The following is a 15,529-nucleotide window of genomic DNA, read 5'->3' as shown; positions in this document are numbered from 1 at the left end:
GCGTCAGAAGCTGTAGCCATAGGAGCGGATGATGTCATGTGCCTTGGGGCTGCGCAGGTACTTCATCAAAGCCGCGGCGGCTTCGTTGTCCTTGGCGCTGTTGAGCACAATGGCGTCCTGGCGGATGGGCTCATGCATGTTGCCGGGCACCTGCCAGGCCGAACCCTCGCGGATCTTGCCGTTCTCCATGACCTGGGACAGCGCCACAAAACCCAGCTGCGCATTGCCGGTGGCAGCGAACTGGTAGGTCTGGGCGATGTTCTCGCCCATCACCACCTTGGGCTGCACCTGTGCGCTCAGGCCGAGCTTGTTCAGCACTTCCATGGCAGCTGTTCCGTAAGGGGCCAGCTTGGGATTGGCAATCGCGATGTGCTTGTAGTCGCCGCTCTTGAGCACATCGCCCTTGTCGTCCACATAGCCGGCCTTGGGGCTCCACAGCACCAGCGTACCGATGGCGTAGGTAAAGCGCGAATCGGTCACGCCCTTGCCTTCCTTGGCCAGCTTCTCGGGTGTGGTGTCGTCGGCGGCCAGCAGAATGCCGAAGGGCGCGCCGTTGTTGATCTGGGCGTAGAACTTGCCGGTGGCGCCAAACGACAGCTCGGCCTTGTGGCCTGTATCCTTCTCGAACTCGGCCGCAATCTTCTTCATGGGCGCGGTGAAGTTGGCTGCCACGGCGACCGCCACTTCAGCGGCCTGCGCCTGCGCAGACCACAGGCCCAGCACGACTGTGCCGATCACGGCCGCAGAGCGAGCCAGTTGAAAGGAAAAACCGGTGGAGCGGGCAGTGATCTGAGTCATTGAAATTTCGCTATTCATTAATGGAATAGCGAGTGTAACGTGAATGAACAACTGAGGTCGAGCGGGGAAATTGGCTGTCAGGGCATGATGGCGGTCTATGTCAGACACAGAAAATTTCGAACAAGAACAATTGGATATGGCCGGCGACGAGGTAGTGCCGAGTGGCGCACTGTCGTCCGACTCGGTTTCCCAGGCGCTGGGCTATGACATGGCCGACCGTCGCATTGCCATCCTGCGCGGGATTGCGCAAAGCGGCTCCATCTCTCAGGCCGCACGCGATGTGGGCGTGAGCTACAAGGCGGCCTGGCAGGCCATCGATACCCTGACCAATCTGGCTGGCGTGCCGCTGGTCGAGCGCAGCGTGGGCGGCGCCGGGGGCGGTGGTGCACAGATCACGCCGGCGGGCGAGGAATTGCTGCATGCGGCCGAGGCCATGATGCGCTTGCGCAGCGAGTTGCTGCAGCGCATGCAGGCCGGCACGCCGGGTGGCGGGCAACCCAATCTGGGCCTGATGACCAGCATGCGCAATCAGTGGCCTTGCAGCGTGCTCAAGGTCGAGTCCATAGGAGGGCAGATCCGTGTCTGGCTGCGTGCCGCAAGCGATGCAGGCTCGGACTGGACGATTGCTGCGCGTATCACGCCCGAAAGCTATGAGCTGCTGGGTCTGGCACCCGGTGTGCAGGTGCTGGCGCTGTGCAAGGCCACGGCCGTCAAGGTCTGGCTGGGGCAGGAGCGGCCTGCTGGGTCCACGCAGCCCATCAATATCTGGCCTGCCGTGGTGCAGCGCGCGACCTATGGAGCGGCCACGGTGACGGAAGAGAGCCTGGCTTCCGACGAAGCCATCTGTCGTTTGAGCTGGGGTGCTCAGATCGTGGGCTTTGCGCCGGCCATGAGCGGGCTGGTGGCCAATGACAATGTCTGGCTGGAGGTGGCCGAGTCTGCGGTAGTAGTGGCGGTGGCCTCCCACTGAAATACGACTTGCGCAAGTTCGGATCTGACTCGGTGCTTTGTCGGCAGGCATGCCTGTTGAGCATTCTTGTTTGCGCAAACCAAAAAAAAGACCGCCGGTCCTTTCAGACGGGCGGTCAAAAGGGAGTTTTCGGGTAACCGGACTCCCACGTTGAACTGAAATTTCTTAGTCCACTTTCAAGCCGATTTCCTTGATCAGCGGTGCAAAGCGGGCGCGCTCCTTGGCATGGTGGTCCACGAAGTCCTGGCGACTCATGCGCGGCTCGGGCGTGGCGCCCAGACCCTGGATCACATCGACCACGCTCTTTTGCTCCAGTGCCTTGATCACGCTGGCGCGCACGGCATCCACCACGGGTGCGGGCGTGCCGGCCGGCGCGTAGATGCCGAACAGTGTGTCGGCATCGAAGCCCGGCAGGCCGCTTTCGGCCAGCGTGGGTACCTTGGGGTACAGAGGCGAGCGGTGCGGGCTGCCTATGGCCAGCAGCTTGAGCTTGCCGGCCTCGACCTGCTTGAGTCCCGGGCCCGGATCGAACCAGTATTGCAGCTGACCGCTGAGCACATCGGTCAAGGCAGGGCCGGCACCCTTGTAGGGAATATGGCTGGCATCGACCTTGGCCGCGCGCTTGAACATTTCACCGGCCAGATGAGGCGAGCTGCCCGGGCCTGGCGAGCCGTAGGACAGCTTGCCCGGATTGGCCTGCAGGTGCTTGATGAAGTCCTGCACATTGCTCACAGGAAGGCTGGGGTTGGTTTCCAGAAACACATGCACGCGTGCCACGGCCGCCACGGGGATCAAGTCCTTTTCAGGGTTGAACGGCAGCTTGCTGTAGATCAGCGGATTGATGCTGATGCCGCCGCCGCTGCTCAGCAGCAGCGTATAGCCGTCCTTGGCAGAGCGCACGGTTTCGCTGATACCGATATTGCCGTTGGCTCCGGGCTTGTTGTCCACCACCACGGACTGGCCCAGCGCCTGGCTCATGGTGGGCGAGATCGCGCGTCCCATCACATCGGCGGCGCCGCCAGGGGCGAAGTTCACGATCAGGCGGATGGGGCGATCCGGCCATGTCTGTGCCTGGGCGGCCGGTGCCAGACAAAGCGCCATGCCCAGGCTGGCCCAGCCCTTGGTGATCAGGGCGCGCAGCTTCCTGTGCGCAAAGGGGCGTTGAGTGATGGGAGTCTCCATATGCGTTTTCCTGCTTGTCATTGATATCGATTAGTCCAGCTTGATGCCTGCGGTCTTGATGACCTCTCCCCAGCGCTTCTTCTCGGAGAGCCAGAACTCGCGCATCTGCTCGGGAGTGCTGGGCAGGGGCTCCAGGGCCAGAGCTTCGAAGCGGGCCTGCACGGCCGGCGTCTTCAGGGTCTCCTGCAGCGTCCTGGACCACATCTGGATGGTGGCGTCATCCGTACCCCTGGGGGCGACCAGGCCCTGCCAGGCGAAGGCCTCGAAGCCGGCCACGCCCTGCTCGATGAGCGTGGGCGTGCGGGGCAGGCTCTTGAGCCGCTGCGCGCTGGCCACGCCGATGGCGCGGACCTTTCCCGTGTTGATGTGGGGCAGGCCTGCGGCGCTGTCCACCAGCATGAAGGGAATCTGGCCGCCGATCACATCCAGCATGGCCGGGCCGGCGCCGCGATAGGGCGCGTGGGTCATCTTCACGCCCATCTTCTGGGCCAGCAGTTCGGTGGCCAGGTGATGCGGGGTGCCCAGCCCGGGAGATCCATAGCTGAGCTTGTCGGGGTTGGCCTTGGCCCAGGCCGAGAACTCCTGGAAGCTGCGCACCGGCAATTCGTTGTTGACGACCAGCAGCAGCGGAAAGCGCGCCAGCAGGCTGATGGGGACGAAGTCCTGTTCGGCGTTGTAGGCCAGCTTGGGGAACAGATACGGGTTGGCGGCCAGGGTGGCGAAGTCGGCGGTGAAGACCAGGTTGCCATAGTCGCGCGAGCGCGCCGCATATTCTGCGGCGATGTTGGTGCCGGCGCCCGGCTTGTTGATCACCACGATGTTGCGATGGATGGGCTTGGCCCAGGCCTCGGCTACGCCGCGAGCCACGGCATCCGAGCCGCCGCCTGCGGCAAAGCCGACCACCCATTCCACGGGCCTGGCGGACGCCTGCTGGGCGTGGGCCGCACCCAGCACGAGCTGCACACCGCAAGCAGCGCCGGCTTTGAGAAAGGTTCTGCGCATGTTGTCTCCTTGTTATTGAATCCGTGGGCTCGGTCCCTGCTGTCTTTTTCTTTACTTTGCTGTCTTTACCGAGCCTTCGATGCGTCTTCGCCGAGTCCGGGGTCTATGGCGTGCGCTGCTGTGTCATGCTGATGAGCTGGTGCAGGGTGCGTGTCATGGGCGTGGCAATGCCATGCCGCTCGCCCGCGCGCACCACCGCGCCGTGGATGGAGTCGGTCTCGGTGGGGCGCCCCGCCAGCAGGTCCTGCAGCAGCGATGGCTGGTGTCCCACATGATGGTTCAGGGCGTCCTCCACCGTGGCCTGGATGCGCAGAGCGTCTACGGCGATGCCATTGGCCGCAGCTACGGCAACGACCTCGTTCAGGACTTCGCGGATCAGGCTGCGGCCAAGGGGGCTGGCCAGTCCGTCAACGCTCTGGCGAGTGATGCCGCACAGGCCGTTGAAGGCTGCATTGAAGGCCAGCTTCTCCCAGATGGCGGTCTCGACCTCGGGATCGATCTCGCAATGCAGTCCGGCGCGGTTGAGGTCGTCGCAGAAGTCCTGGAACCTGGCGTCCACCTGCCCGGTGCGCGGCATGAAGCGGATCTTGCCGCTGCCTAGCGAACTCACTTTTCCGGGAGCCAGCAACCGGGCCGGCCATGTCGTCACACCCACGGCGATCTGCTGGGAATCGGCAAATCCGTGCAGGGTCTCGATATGTCCTATGCCGTTTTGCAGGCTGAGCAGCAGGGTCCCGGGCCCTATCAGGTGGGCAATGCTTTGCAGCGCGGCCTGGGTATGGGCGGCCTTGGTGAAGATCAGCCAGCGCGCGGGCGGTTGCGTCAGCTCATGGGCCTGCAGGGCCTGAACGCCGGCGTGCAGCGGACCCTGGTCGGTCTCGCAGTGCACGCCGTGCTCGCGTATGGCCTGGAGCAGCTGCGCGTTGACATCCACCAGCGTGACGGGGATGCCGGCCCGGGCCAGCCGGGTGCCGAACAGGGTGCCCATGGCCCCCGCTCCCAGGATGCCGACGGTGGCCGCTCGCGACTCTTGTGTGTTGTGCATGTCTTGTCTCCGAGAGCTCGGGGCCGGGTCAGGCGACCTCGACTTCGACCAGAGTGGCACGCGGGCTGCGCAGGGCGTCCCGCAGAACCAGGGGCAACTGGGCGGCTTCGGTGACGCGCACGCCGTCGCAGCCCTGGCCCTTGGCCAGGGCCACGAAGTCGATGTCGGGCAGGTCCGTTCCCTCGACCTTCTCGCCCTCGCGGTAGCCGAACACCCTGGAGAAATCCTGCAGGGCAGCGTAGCGGCGGTTCTTGACAATGATGTAGGTGAGAGGCAGCTTCAGATGGGCTGCGCTCCACAGTGCCTGGATGGCGTACATGGCCGAGCCGTCGCCGATGACGCCTATGACCTTCTTGTCGGGCTTGGCCAGCGCGATGCCTACGGAAGCAGGCAGGCTGTGGCCCAGCCCGCCGCTGCACATGGTGAAGAAGGTCTCGGCAGCGTAGATGGGCAGATGGGCCTGGATGATGGAGCGCGAGCCAGGCGCCTCCTCGACGATGATGCTGTCGCGTGATCGCACCTGGGCCAGTGTGTGCATGAGGAAGGCATCGCTCATCAGCTCGCCTGGCTCGGGTGCCGCCGGCGCCGGTATGGCGGGCCGGGGCTGGAGCGCGGGGCGCGGATGCGTCAGGGGGCGGGCCAGCAGCTCCTGCACGCCCATGCGGATATTGCCCACGGCCGCGTCGCCAACAGGGGCCCAGGCGGCGATGGCGGGGTCCTCGATGAGCTGGAAGAGTTGCGTGCCTTCGGCGATGAAGGGGCCGTGGCCTTCGACGTGGTAGGTGAAGGCAGGTGCGCCGATGACGAAGACCACGTCATGGCCCGAAAGCCTGTCCACGATGCGCTCGCGCATGGCGGGCAGGAAACCGCCGAACAGCGCATGGTCCTCGGGGAAGCCGCAGCGCCCGCTCATGGGCGCCACATAGACGCGCGCCTGGTGGCGCTCGGCCAGGGCCTGGACGGCCTCGAAGGCCTGGCTGCGGTCCACGGCCGCTCCGACCACGAAGGCCGGTGCGCGCGCATCCTCCAGCGCCTGGCCTATGCTGTCCAGCAGGCGTGGGTCGGGTCGGGTCTCGAAGCCGACTTTGCGCAGCGTGATGGGTTCGCAGGGCACATCCCAGTCATCGGCGGGAATGGAGACGAAGACCGGGCCGCGCGGCTCCTGCATGGCGATGTAGTAGGCGCGCGCCAGGGCCTGGGGCACGTCCTCGGCGCGCGCGGGCTCGCAGCTCCACTTCACATAGGGCTTGGGCAGCTCGGCGGCCTGGTTGGAATGCAGGAAGGGGTCGAACTGCAGCAGCGAGCGCGTCTGCTGGCCGGCAGTGATGACCATGGGCGTGCGGTTCTTGAAGGCCGTGAAGATATTGGCCATGGCGTGGCCCACGCCGGCGGCCGAATGCAGGTTCACGAAGCTGGCATTGCGCGTGGCCTGGGCATAGCCGTCTGCCATGCCCACGACCACGGTTTCCTGCAGGCCGAGGATGTATGAGAAGTCTTCGGGATAGTCGCGAAACAAGGGCAGCTCGGTAGAGCCCGGGTTGCCGAAGATGCGCGTCATGCCCAGCTCGCGCAGCATGTTGATGACGGCGTGGCGTACGGTGAAGACCTCGGTGGCCTGGGCATTGGGGGCGGTGTTGGCGGGCAAAAAATTCTCCTTGGATCGGGCAGGCACTGGGCCTTGGCACTGTTGGCATCAATCCTGCCTTTGGAGATAATTTCCAGCAATTGAATAAATCATCTAAGAGATATTCGTTTAATGGATATATCAGGTCTGGATCTCAATCTATTGCGTGTTTTCGATGCGGTGTTCCGCCATGGCAGCGTCAGCCGCGCTTCGCAGGAGCTGGGTCTTTCCCAGCCCGCAGCCAGTCAGGCGGTGACGCGGCTGCGCCATTTGCTGGGCGATCCGCTGTTCGAACGCATGCATGGGGGCGTACGCCCCACGCCGCGTGCCGAGCGGCTGGCTCAGGCGGTAAGAACTGCGCTGGCAACGCTGGAGGTGGCCTTGGCAGAGGCACACAGTTTTGATCCCTTGCAGGCGAATCAGTGCTTTCGCATTCACCTCAGCGACATCGGCGAGGCGCGCTTCCTGCCACCGCTGATGCAGGCCTTGCGTGAGAAGGCCCCGAATGTGCAGCTCGAAACCCTGCCCATGCCCATGGGCGAGATTGCCGATGCGCTGGATCGCGGCTCGCTGGATATCGCCATCGGCTTTCTGCCTGGTGTGACGGGCACCCAGCAGAAGGTGCTGCTGTCCGATCACTACGCCCTGTTGCTGCGTCAGGGGCATCCGGTGCTCAGGGGTTTGAAGGCCGAGAGGCTGAGCGCTGAACATTTGCGCGGGCTCGACTATGTGGCCGTGCGCTCGCATTCCGAGACGCTGCGCATTCTGCGCAAGCTCGAGTTGCAGGATCAGGTGAGGCTGTCGGCGGCCCACTTCATGGCCGTGCCTTCCATCGTGCATCAGACGGATCTGGCCGTCATCATGCCCGCCGAGATTGCCGAGACCTTTGAAGCACAGGGCGGATATCTGGTGCTGCAGGCCGATCTGCCAGAGAGTGCTTTCGATGTCTCTTTGCACTGGAGCTGGCGCTTTGCGCAGGAGCCCGCGAACCAGTGGCTGCGGGACCTGGTCAGCGAAGTGTTCGGGCAGCGCAGATAAGGTGCTCGGCCCCTACACATGCCTGCTTCGTGCGGCCGCTGCCCCTGCGCCGGGCGCCCATGTGGGGGCTTGTTGTCTTGGGACAGCCCGGCGGCAATGAAAAAGCGCCAGGCTTTAAGGCTCTGGCGCTTGATGGGTCTGCGATGGCAGCTATCTTTAATGAAGCTCCTTGCCCTTGAGCTCGGGAATCAGAAAGACCGTGGCCAGCATGTCCAGCACATAGATGGCAGCCAGCAGCGCAATGGCCACCTGGAAAGAGTAGGCCATGGCCAGCGCACCGATGACGACCGGGCCCAGGCCGCCGACGGCGCGGCCGATGTTGAACAGCACGTTCTGAGCCGTGGCGCGGGCCTCGGTGGGGTAGGCTTCGCTGATGACGGCGCCATAGCCGCCCATCATGCCGTTGACGCACAGGCCCATGATGGCTCCCACCCACAGCATGGCCGTGGCATCGGTGAGCTGGGAATAGGCCAGCACGGAGATCACGGAGCCGACCTGGAAGATCAGGAAAGTGGGCTTGCGGCCGATGCGGTCGGCCAGTTGACCGAAGACCCAGATACCTAGCGACATGCCGACGATGGTGACGGCCGTCCACATGGACGACTTGGTCAGGCTGAAGCCCATCTGCTTGGACAGAAAGCTGGGCATCCAGATCATGATGCCGTAGTAGCCGAAGTTCTGCACCGAGGTCAGCACGATCACGCCCAGGCTGATCTTGCGCGTGGCCTTGTCCTTCATCAGCAGCTTCAGGCATTGCATGGCCGAGGGCTGCTCCTTCTTGCTGCGCGCCACGAACACTTCGGGCTCATGCAGCTTGTTGCGGATGACCCAGGCCACGACAGCGGGAATCACGCCGACCAGAAACATGCCGCGCCAGCCGATGGAGGGCAGCAGCAGCGGGGTCAGCATGGCTGCGCCCAGCACGCCGAGTTGCCAACCCAGAGCCACATAGGACGAGACGCGTGCGCGATGGCGGGCGGGCCAGGCCTCGGCGGCCAGGGCCATGCCGATGCCGAACTCGCCCCCCAGGCCAATACCGGCGATGGTGCGATAGATCAGCAAGTCCCAGTAGCCTTGTGCAAATGCGCACAGGCCGGTAAAGACGGCAAACAGCACGATCGTCCAGGTCAGCACGCGGATGCGGCCGTATTTGTCGCTGAGCATGCCGAAGACGATGCCCCCGAAGACGGCGCCGATCAAGGTCCAGGTCACGAGAGAGCCGGCCTGGCCGGGCGTGAGGTTCAGGTCCTTGGAGATGGCCGAGAGCATGAAGCCCAGAATCAGCAGGTCAAAGCCGTCCATGGCGTAGCCGACGGCCGAACCCATGAGTGCTTTCCAGCTGTATCCGTTGACTTCTGTTGGAGCGGCGGGCGCGGCTATGCCTGCCACGGCGCCTGTGGTTTGTATGGTCACGGGAGAGTCCTTGAGCGAAGACGGACTGTGGGTGCCTGCAGGCCGGCTTTTGCAGAAAAAAGCAGGCCCTCGCTGGGCGCAAGACCAGCGCGCGGGCACGCAGCGTGCGTGCAGCATCCTTGAGGTGCAACGGGCACGAAAAAGTCCTTGAAGGGGAGGTTTGAGCGGCTGGAGCATGGCGGCGCGGACTGCGTTGATTTCTGCGGGGCAGAAAGAGCAGTGCGGCGCAATGTCGCCTCTGTAAAAAGCGAAAAGCCCCAGCTGCGTGAGCAACTGGGGCCTGGATTTGGTGGTCGTAGCGGGACTCGAACCTGCGACATCAGCATTATGAATGCTGCGCTCTAACCAACTGAGCTATACGACCGACAGCCCGCAATTGTATAGGAAGAAATGGCCTTGGCAGCCAAGTTGGGATTTTTTGTGTGCAGCCTGCAGCGGTCTCAGGGATAAAGAAAAAACCGCAGTGCTTTTGCAAGCACTGCGGTTTCCTGTTTGGTGGTCGTAGTGGGACTTGAACCTACGACATCAGCATTATGAATGCTGCGCTCTAACCAACTGAGCTATACGACCGAAGACAGCGATTATATGCAAAAAATGGCTGCTTCAAGTGGTTTGCTGAAATTTCTTGCGAAAAATCTGGTGCTTACTGATGGGTGAAGTTGGCGGGGCGCTTGTTCACAAACGCGTCCATGCCTTCCTTCTGGTCCTGGGTGGCAAACAGGGCATGGAACAGGCGGCGCTCGAACATCACGCCATCGGACAGGCCGCTCTCGAATGCACGGTTCACGGATTCCTTGGCAGCCATCACGGCCAGCTGGGAGAAGCCGCTGATGATGATGGCCGCACCCAGAGCTTCTTCCATGAGCTTGTCAAAAGGCACGACGCGGCTGACCAGACCGGCGCGCTCGGCCTCGATGGCATCCATCATGCGGGCGGTCAAAGCCATGTCCATGGCCTTGGATTTGCCCACGGCGCGGGGTAGGCGCTGCGTGCCGCCGGCACCGGGAATCACGCCCAGCTTGATCTCGGGCTGGCCGAACTTGGCGTTATCGGCAGCGATGATGAAGTCGCACATCATCGCAAGCTCGCAGCCGCCGCCCAGGGCAAAGCCGCTGACGGCGGCAATCACGGGCTTGCGGATGCTGCGAATGGTTTCCCAGTTGCGCGTGATGTAGTCGCCGCCATAGGCGTCGGCAAAGCTGTACTTGGCCATGGCACCGATGTCGGCACCGGCGGCAAAGGCGCGTTCGCTGCCGGTGATGATCATGCAGCCAATGCTTTTGTCGGCATCGAACTTCCTGAGCGCATCGCCCAGTTCGTCCATGAGCTGGTCGTTCAGGGCATTGAGCTGCTTGGGACGGTTCAGCGTGATGACGCCGACTTTGTCCGCTTCCACGCGGACTTCGATGGTTTCGTAGGCCAAGTTTGTCTCCTGCTAAAGAATGAATGGCTGCTGCCAAGAATAACCGCTGAGTCTGGCTGCCAGCTGTCGCGCTGCAGCGCCACTTTGGGGCCGGGCTCAGGCCGCAATGCCCGTCAGCCAGCGCTCTGCGGCGGCCTTGTCGCTGATTTCCAGCCCCAGATTGCTGATGGGGCTGGCGCTATCTGCATCCTCGCTGGCGGCTTTGGCGAGCAGGCTGCCCGTGTTCAGCGTCAGCTGCAGAATCTGCTGGTCGCGTGCTACCCAGGCCGTGAGCTGATTGGAGCCGGCCGCGTACAGCTGCACATCGTCCAGTTTGCTGATGCGCCAGCGCTGACCATCGGCCTCGACGGCCAGCCACTCGTCTCCAGCCATCATGCCGGCCTGCTCGGCAGCGCCGCCGCGCAGCACGGTCTTGATCTGCACGCTGTGGTTTTCCTGGACACGCAGACCCAGTTTCTGCGCCAACTGTGCGGGCTCGGCCTTGCTCTTGATGCCATGCAGGACCAGCAGCTCGCGCAGCGGCAGGTCCTCGGTGGAATGTACCCAGGCTTGCAGCTGTCCGGCAATCTCAGGGTTGCCCACTTCGCTGACCACTGCCAGCACATCGGCTTCGCTGATGGGGCCGCCTTCACTGCTGCGCCACAGGCCGCGCATCACATCGTCCAGGCTGCTGGTGCCGTTGGCGCGCAGTGCCAGATCGAGGCACAGAGCGACCAGCGAGCCCTTGGTGTAGTAGCTGACCGTGTGATTGGCGGTGTTCTCGTCCTGGCGGTAGTACTTGACCCAGGCGTCGAAGCTGGCCTCGGCCACGGACTGCACCAGGCGGCCCGGCGTTTGCAGCACCTGGTTGATGGTGCGCGTGACGAGCTTGAGGTACTGGCTGTTGTCCAGCAGTCCGGCGCGGCGCAGGAACAGATCGTCGTAGTAGCTGGTGAAGCCTTCAAAGAACCACAGCAGCTCGGTGTAGTTCTCCTGCTCGTAGTCGTAGCGGGCCAGTTCGGTCGGGCGCAGGCGCTTGACGTTCCAGGTGTGGAAGTACTCGTGGCTGATCAGGCCCAGCAAGGTGTTATAGCCCTCGCCGGCCTTGGCCTCACCCTTGCGCGGCAGATCGCGGCGGCCGCAGATCAATGCCGTGCTGTTGCGGTGCTCGAGGCCGCCATAGTTGTCATCCACCACATTGAGCATGAAGACATAGCGATCCATGGGCAGCTGGCTGCCGTCGGCATGCCAGAAGGCGATCTCGGCCTCGCAGATCTTTTGCGTATCGGCCAGCAGGCGCTCGCCATCAAAGCTGGGCGCGGCACCGGCCACCACGAACTCGTGGGGCACGCCTCCGGCTACAAAGCTGCCGCGCCAGAACCGGCCCATCTCCACGGGGCAGTCCACCAGCTCGTCGTAGTGGGCTGCCGTGTAGAGGCCGAAGCCGTTGGCATCGATTTGTGCGGGCGTCAGGCCGGTGGCCACCTGCCAGTCCTGCTTGGCGGGGCTGCCGAGCAGCTCCAGCGCATGGGGGCGGTTTTCCTGACCATGCACGCGCAGGCACAGGCTGGTGCCGTTGAAGAAACCGCGCCGGCGATCCAGCCAGGCCGTGCGCACCGAGGTGTCATAGGCGCAAACCTGATAGCTGATAACGCAATCTGCATCGGCGTTACAGGAGATTTTCCATTGATTCTTGCTGAGCTGTTGCACGGCCACGGGCTGACCGTTCTGCGTGGCCTTCAAGCCCTGCAGGTTCTTGGAAAACTCGCGCACCAGGTAGCTGCCCGGAATCCACACCGGCAGCGACAGCAACTGCTGTGCCGCAGGCTGGGCGATATGCAGCTCCACATCGAAAAGATGGGCTTCCACCGCGCTGGCCTGTACGGCAAAGCGGATGTCGGGGCGAATGCCGCAGGCATTGGGGGCAGAGGTCATGGCAGCTCCAGAAATGCGGGCCGGAGCATGCGAACCTATCGCAGCGTGCCTGAAACTTCATCAGATGCACGCTGCTCCGGCAATGAGACAGGGATTACTTGGCGGCGGCCAGGTGCTTTTCGACCTCGGCAGCCGAGATGGCGCCGGGCACGCGCACATTGTTGGAAAAAATCACGGTGGGCGTGCCGGTGATCTTGTACTTGCGGCCGAAAGCCAGATTGCGCTGGATGGCGGCAGGGTCGCACTGGGCGGCTGGTGCGTTCTTGCTGTTCAGCATCTGCTCATGCCAGGCCTTGGCCTGATCCTTGGCGCACCAGATATTGCGCGACTTCTCGGCCGAGTCCGGGCTCAGGATGGGGTAGAGGAAGAGGTAGACGGTGACGTTGTCCACGCTCTGCAGGTCTTTCTCAAAGCGCTTGCAGTAGCCGCAGTTCGGGTCTTCAAACACGGCCATCTTGCGCTCGCCCTTGCCATGCACGATGGTGATGGCGTCCTTGATGGGCAACTGCTTGAAGTCCACGGCCGTGAGCTGGGTCATGCGGTCTTCGGTCAGATTGCGGCGCGCCTTGGTGTCGATCAGCTCGCCCTGAATCAGATAGTTGCCCTTGGCATCGGTGTAGAAGATGTCCGTGCCCACGCGTACTTCGTACAGGCCGCTCATGGGGGTGGAGCGCACCTCGTCGATTTTCTCGAGCTGGGGAATGCGCTCGGTCAGCGTCTTCTTGAGGTTGGCATCCTGGGCATGCACGCTCAGGCCGAAGGTCAGGCTGGCGGTGGCCAGCAGGCAGGCAACAAGTTTCATGGAAGATGTCGTGGGCTGCAGCGCGCTGCAGCGTGGAAAGAATGAGATCGGCTGCCATCCACTATGCATGGATGGCAGGGCTGTTGCTTGGAGTACGGACTGAGCCAAGGGTTCCCTGAGCCCGCGTCTCAGAGCAGACCCATGGCCTGCTTGGCCATCCAGGACTTGAGCAGGCCGCTGCGCTCAAAGCCCTTCATGCCCCAGTTGCGCAGCATCTGCACCGGCACTTCTGGGCGGGCAAACAGCTGCTGCAGCCCGTCCATGGCCAGACCCATGGGGGCCAGAGATGCCTTGCGCTCACGCTCGTACTGGCGCAGCAGCTTCAGATCGGCGGGGCTGCGCCAGTAGTCGCGTTCCTGAAGGATGCGTGCCAGAGTCTGCACATCGCCCAGGCCCAGGTTCAGACCCTGGCCGGCCAGCGGGTGGACGTTGTGGGCGGCGTCACCCGCCAGCACCCAGCTTTGTTGGCTGTTCCTGTCCAGCGGTCCGCACCAGCGGTCGGCTACAGCCTGCTGCAGAGGCCAGGTGGCGCGCTCGGCCACCAGCTCCAGCTGGCCCAGCGCATCCTGGCTGATGGACTGCAGGCGGGTGGTAAAGCTCTCTTCGTCGCTTTCCAGCCAGTCAGGCACCAGCGATTGCTCCAGCGACCAGACAACGGCCACTTCGTGACCGTCGGGCCCGCCCATGGGCAGAAAGGCCAGGATTCCTTCCGGCGTGAACCACTGACGTGCAATGCCGCCATGCGGCAGCTCACAGCTCAACCGGGTGGCAATGGCGTGCTGGGAATAGGGCGTGACGGAGAAATCCACGCCGAATTCGGTGCGCGTGCTGCTGGAGCGGCCTTCGCAGACGGCGGTGAGTGCGGCCTCCACCGGTTCCTTGACGATTTCCACCTGGGGTTGATAGCGCACGGCCTCGGCCAGGCGCTGCTCCAGCGCGGGGACATCGACAATCCAGGCCAGTGCTGGCACTTCCTGAGAAGCTGCGTCGAACTGAACCTGGCCGTCCAGATCGCCAAACACCTGCATGCCGACCACGGGCGTGGCATCCTCGTCGTCAGGCCAGCAGCGCAACGACTGCAGCACGGCCCTGGAACTGGCATTGAGCGCATAGGCGCGCACATCCTTTTGCAGGGATCGAGGCTGTGGCGGCGCCACCAGCGCCACACGCAGACGCTCACGCGCCAGCAAAAGAGCCAAGGTCCGGCCCACAATGCCGGCTCCACGAATACATACATCAAAGGTTTGCGCCATGTCCGGCATTGTAGGAGGCGCGGACAGGGCCTGCGCCCATAGAGGAAACCTCATGCCATGCGGTCGTCGACTGCAGCCAACTATGTTGTTGATAGCGGGCTGTGCAGGTCAAGCAGGGACTAGAGGGCAAAATGAGAGATGAATCCGTAATCGAAGGAGATGTGATGACCGACACCGCCTATGACGTGCAGGGCCGGATTGCCGAACTGTGGATCTACCCCGTCAAATCCTGCGCCGGTATTGCCGTGCCGAAGGCCGCGCTCTCGCGCCATGGCCTGCAATGGGACAGGCACTGGATGGTGGTCGATGCCAATGGCGATTTCTTGACCCAGCGCAGTCATCCGCGCATGGCGCTGATCAGGCCCGAGATTACGGATGAATACTTGCTGCTGCATTTTCCGGGTATGGACAGCTTGCAGATTCCTTTGCTGGTACAGGGCAGCAAATGCCGTGCGCGGGTCTGGAAGGATACGGTTGATGCCTGGGACCTCGGCGAATGGGCCGCGCCTGCACGCAGCTGGCTGAGCCGGGCTCTGGCGCAGGACTGCCATCTGGTGCGCTTTGATAATTCGCAACCGCGCCGGGCCAGCGAACGCTGGGTGGGCGATGGCGACGCTCCGGTGCATTTTGCCGACGGCTACCCTTTGCTGCTGCTCAGCCAGTCGGCCGTGGACGAGCTCAATCAGCGACTGACGCAGGCCGGCGAGGCTGCTGTCGATGCGCGGCGCTTTCGTCCGAATATCGTGATTGCCGATATCGAAGCCCATGATGAAGATCGTTTGGAACAGCTGGATCTGCCCCAGTTGCCCGGTCTGAGCCTGCTGCCCTGCAAGCCCTGTACGCGCTGCCCGATTCCCGATATAGATCCCGACACCGCCGTACCCGGCACGGCAGTGGGATATTCAATTTCCAGTTATCGCCAAGATCCGCGTGTTGATGGCGCTATTACTTTTGGTATGAATGCCATGGTGCTGGGTCTGCCGGACGTTGCGGATGCTGCAGCAGAGCTGGCTGTGGGTCAGCAACTGGCGGGCAATCTGCGCTTTGATTGAGGGTGTAGGCCTT

The 15,529-nt window shown here is 63.3% G+C and carries 13 protein-coding genes and 2 tRNA genes; 3 read left to right on the top strand and 12 right to left on the bottom strand.

The features are described from left to right. Positions 1 to 3 precede the first annotated feature (3 nt). Complete coding sequence (modA, locus tag MPZ60_RS21295; protein ID WP_003075262.1) at positions 4 to 798, bottom strand: molybdate ABC transporter substrate-binding protein; 795 nt, start codon at positions 796 to 798, stop codon at positions 4 to 6. 97 nt (positions 799 to 895) lie between these two features. On the opposite strand from modA, the gene MPZ60_RS21290 reads away from it, so the two are divergent. Continuing rightward, entirely contained in the window at positions 896 to 1,768 is an 873-nt protein-coding gene (locus MPZ60_RS21290; RefSeq protein ID WP_080745855.1) for a TOBE domain-containing protein, read from the top strand. Between the two features lie 165 nt (positions 1,769 to 1,933). Here the strand turns inward: MPZ60_RS21290 and MPZ60_RS21285 are convergent, their stop codons facing one another. From MPZ60_RS21285 to mdlC, 4 genes are all read right to left on the bottom strand, one after another. Then, positions 1,934 to 2,950 carry a tripartite tricarboxylate transporter substrate binding protein gene (locus tag MPZ60_RS21285; protein WP_034357787.1) on the bottom strand — a complete coding sequence of 339 codons (1,017 nt, stop codon included), beginning with the start codon at positions 2,948 to 2,950 and terminating at the stop codon, positions 1,934 to 1,936. A gap of 30 nt (positions 2,951 to 2,980) precedes the next feature. After that, positions 2,981 to 3,952, bottom strand: coding sequence for a tripartite tricarboxylate transporter substrate binding protein (locus MPZ60_RS21280; RefSeq protein ID WP_034357785.1), 972 nt, complete (start codon positions 3,950 to 3,952; stop codon positions 2,981 to 2,983). 103 nt (positions 3,953 to 4,055) lie between these two features. Further along, the gene (locus tag MPZ60_RS21275) at positions 4,056 to 4,997 is read right to left on the bottom strand and encodes a ketopantoate reductase family protein (RefSeq protein WP_034357783.1); all 942 of its coding nucleotides are present in this window, start codon (positions 4,995 to 4,997) and stop codon (positions 4,056 to 4,058) included. Positions 4,998 to 5,025: 28 nt separating this feature from the next. Beyond that, positions 5,026 to 6,642, bottom strand: coding sequence for a benzoylformate decarboxylase (gene mdlC / locus MPZ60_RS21270; RefSeq protein WP_034357781.1), 1,617 nt, complete (start codon positions 6,640 to 6,642; stop codon positions 5,026 to 5,028). 111 nt (positions 6,643 to 6,753) lie between these two features. Between mdlC and MPZ60_RS21265 the strand changes: the two genes are divergently transcribed. Beyond that, the gene (locus tag MPZ60_RS21265; protein ID WP_034357779.1) at positions 6,754 to 7,659 is read left to right on the top strand and encodes a LysR family transcriptional regulator; all 906 of its coding nucleotides are present in this window, start codon (positions 6,754 to 6,756) and stop codon (positions 7,657 to 7,659) included. 156 nt (positions 7,660 to 7,815) lie between these two features. Here MPZ60_RS21265 and MPZ60_RS21260 read toward each other — a convergent pair whose 3' ends face one another. The 7 genes from MPZ60_RS21260 to MPZ60_RS21230 all read right to left on the bottom strand — a co-directional run bounded on the left by MPZ60_RS21260 (position 7,816) and on the right by MPZ60_RS21230 (position 14,464). After that, a complete protein-coding gene (locus MPZ60_RS21260) occupies positions 7,816 to 8,985 on the bottom strand; it encodes an MFS transporter (RefSeq protein ID WP_034381291.1) in 1,170 nt (389 codons plus the stop codon). 374 nt (positions 8,986 to 9,359) lie between these two features. Further along, positions 9,360 to 9,436: transfer RNA gene (locus MPZ60_RS21255), tRNA-Met, on the bottom strand. A 129-nt stretch (positions 9,437 to 9,565) separates the two neighbouring features. Then, positions 9,566 to 9,642, bottom strand: a tRNA-Met gene (locus MPZ60_RS21250). A 73-nt stretch (positions 9,643 to 9,715) separates the two neighbouring features. Next, positions 9,716 to 10,495 (bottom strand): enoyl-CoA hydratase, encoded by a 780-nt coding sequence (locus MPZ60_RS21245; protein ID WP_034357777.1) that lies wholly within the window; start codon positions 10,493 to 10,495, stop codon positions 9,716 to 9,718. 96 nt (positions 10,496 to 10,591) lie between these two features. Beyond that, positions 10,592 to 12,409, bottom strand: coding sequence for a M61 family metallopeptidase (locus MPZ60_RS21240; protein WP_242881964.1), 1,818 nt, complete (start codon positions 12,407 to 12,409; stop codon positions 10,592 to 10,594). Positions 12,410 to 12,503: 94 nt separating this feature from the next. Further along, entirely contained in the window at positions 12,504 to 13,211 is a 708-nt protein-coding gene (locus MPZ60_RS21235; RefSeq protein ID WP_034357773.1) for a DsbC family protein, read from the bottom strand. A gap of 128 nt (positions 13,212 to 13,339) precedes the next feature. Continuing rightward, positions 13,340 to 14,464, bottom strand: a complete 1,125-nt coding sequence (locus MPZ60_RS21230; protein WP_187771825.1) for an FAD-dependent monooxygenase — start codon at positions 14,462 to 14,464, stop codon at positions 13,340 to 13,342. Positions 14,465 to 14,628: 164 nt separating this feature from the next. Between MPZ60_RS21230 and MPZ60_RS21225 the strand changes: the two genes are divergently transcribed. After that, complete coding sequence (locus MPZ60_RS21225) at positions 14,629 to 15,516, top strand: MOSC domain-containing protein (RefSeq protein ID WP_034357769.1); 888 nt, start codon at positions 14,629 to 14,631, stop codon at positions 15,514 to 15,516. The last annotated feature ends 13 nt before the right edge of the window (positions 15,517 to 15,529 follow it).

This window comes from Comamonas sp. 7D-2 (assembly GCF_022749555.1).
GTDB classification, from domain to species: Bacteria; Pseudomonadota; Gammaproteobacteria; order Burkholderiales; family Burkholderiaceae_C; genus Comamonas; species Comamonas thiooxydans.
The sequence above is the reverse complement of the archived record's forward strand: the minus strand, read 5'-3'. Positions and strand labels throughout refer to the sequence as shown.

Excerpts from the sequence above, each read along its gene's own strand:
- modA (WP_003075262.1), bottom strand. The coding sequence starts at position 798 with ATGACTCAGATCACTGCCCGCTCCACCGGTTTTTCCTTTCAACTGGCT.
- MPZ60_RS21290 (WP_080745855.1), top strand. The coding sequence starts at position 896 with ATGTCAGACACAGAAAATTTCGAACAAGAACAATTGGATATGGCCGGC.
- MPZ60_RS21285 (WP_034357787.1), bottom strand. The coding sequence starts at position 2,950 with ATGGAGACTCCCATCACTCAACGCCCCTTTGCGCACAGGAAGCTGCGC.
- MPZ60_RS21280 (WP_034357785.1), bottom strand. The coding sequence starts at position 3,952 with ATGCGCAGAACCTTTCTCAAAGCCGGCGCTGCTTGCGGTGTGCAGCTC.
- MPZ60_RS21275 (WP_034357783.1), bottom strand. The coding sequence starts at position 4,997 with ATGCACAACACACAAGAGTCGCGAGCGGCCACCGTCGGCATCCTGGGA.
- MPZ60_RS21265 (WP_034357779.1), top strand. The coding sequence starts at position 6,754 with ATGGATATATCAGGTCTGGATCTCAATCTATTGCGTGTTTTCGATGCG.
- MPZ60_RS21260 (WP_034381291.1), bottom strand. The coding sequence starts at position 8,985 with ATGGGTTCGGCCGTCGGCTACGCCATGGACGGCTTTGACCTGCTGATT.
- MPZ60_RS21240 (WP_242881964.1), bottom strand. The coding sequence starts at position 12,409 with ATGACCTCTGCCCCCAATGCCTGCGGCATTCGCCCCGACATCCGCTTT.
- MPZ60_RS21235 (WP_034357773.1), bottom strand. The coding sequence starts at position 13,211 with ATGAAACTTGTTGCCTGCCTGCTGGCCACCGCCAGCCTGACCTTCGGC.
- MPZ60_RS21230 (WP_187771825.1), bottom strand. The coding sequence starts at position 14,464 with ATGGCGCAAACCTTTGATGTATGTATTCGTGGAGCCGGCATTGTGGGC.
- MPZ60_RS21225 (WP_034357769.1), top strand. The coding sequence starts at position 14,629 with ATGACCGACACCGCCTATGACGTGCAGGGCCGGATTGCCGAACTGTGG.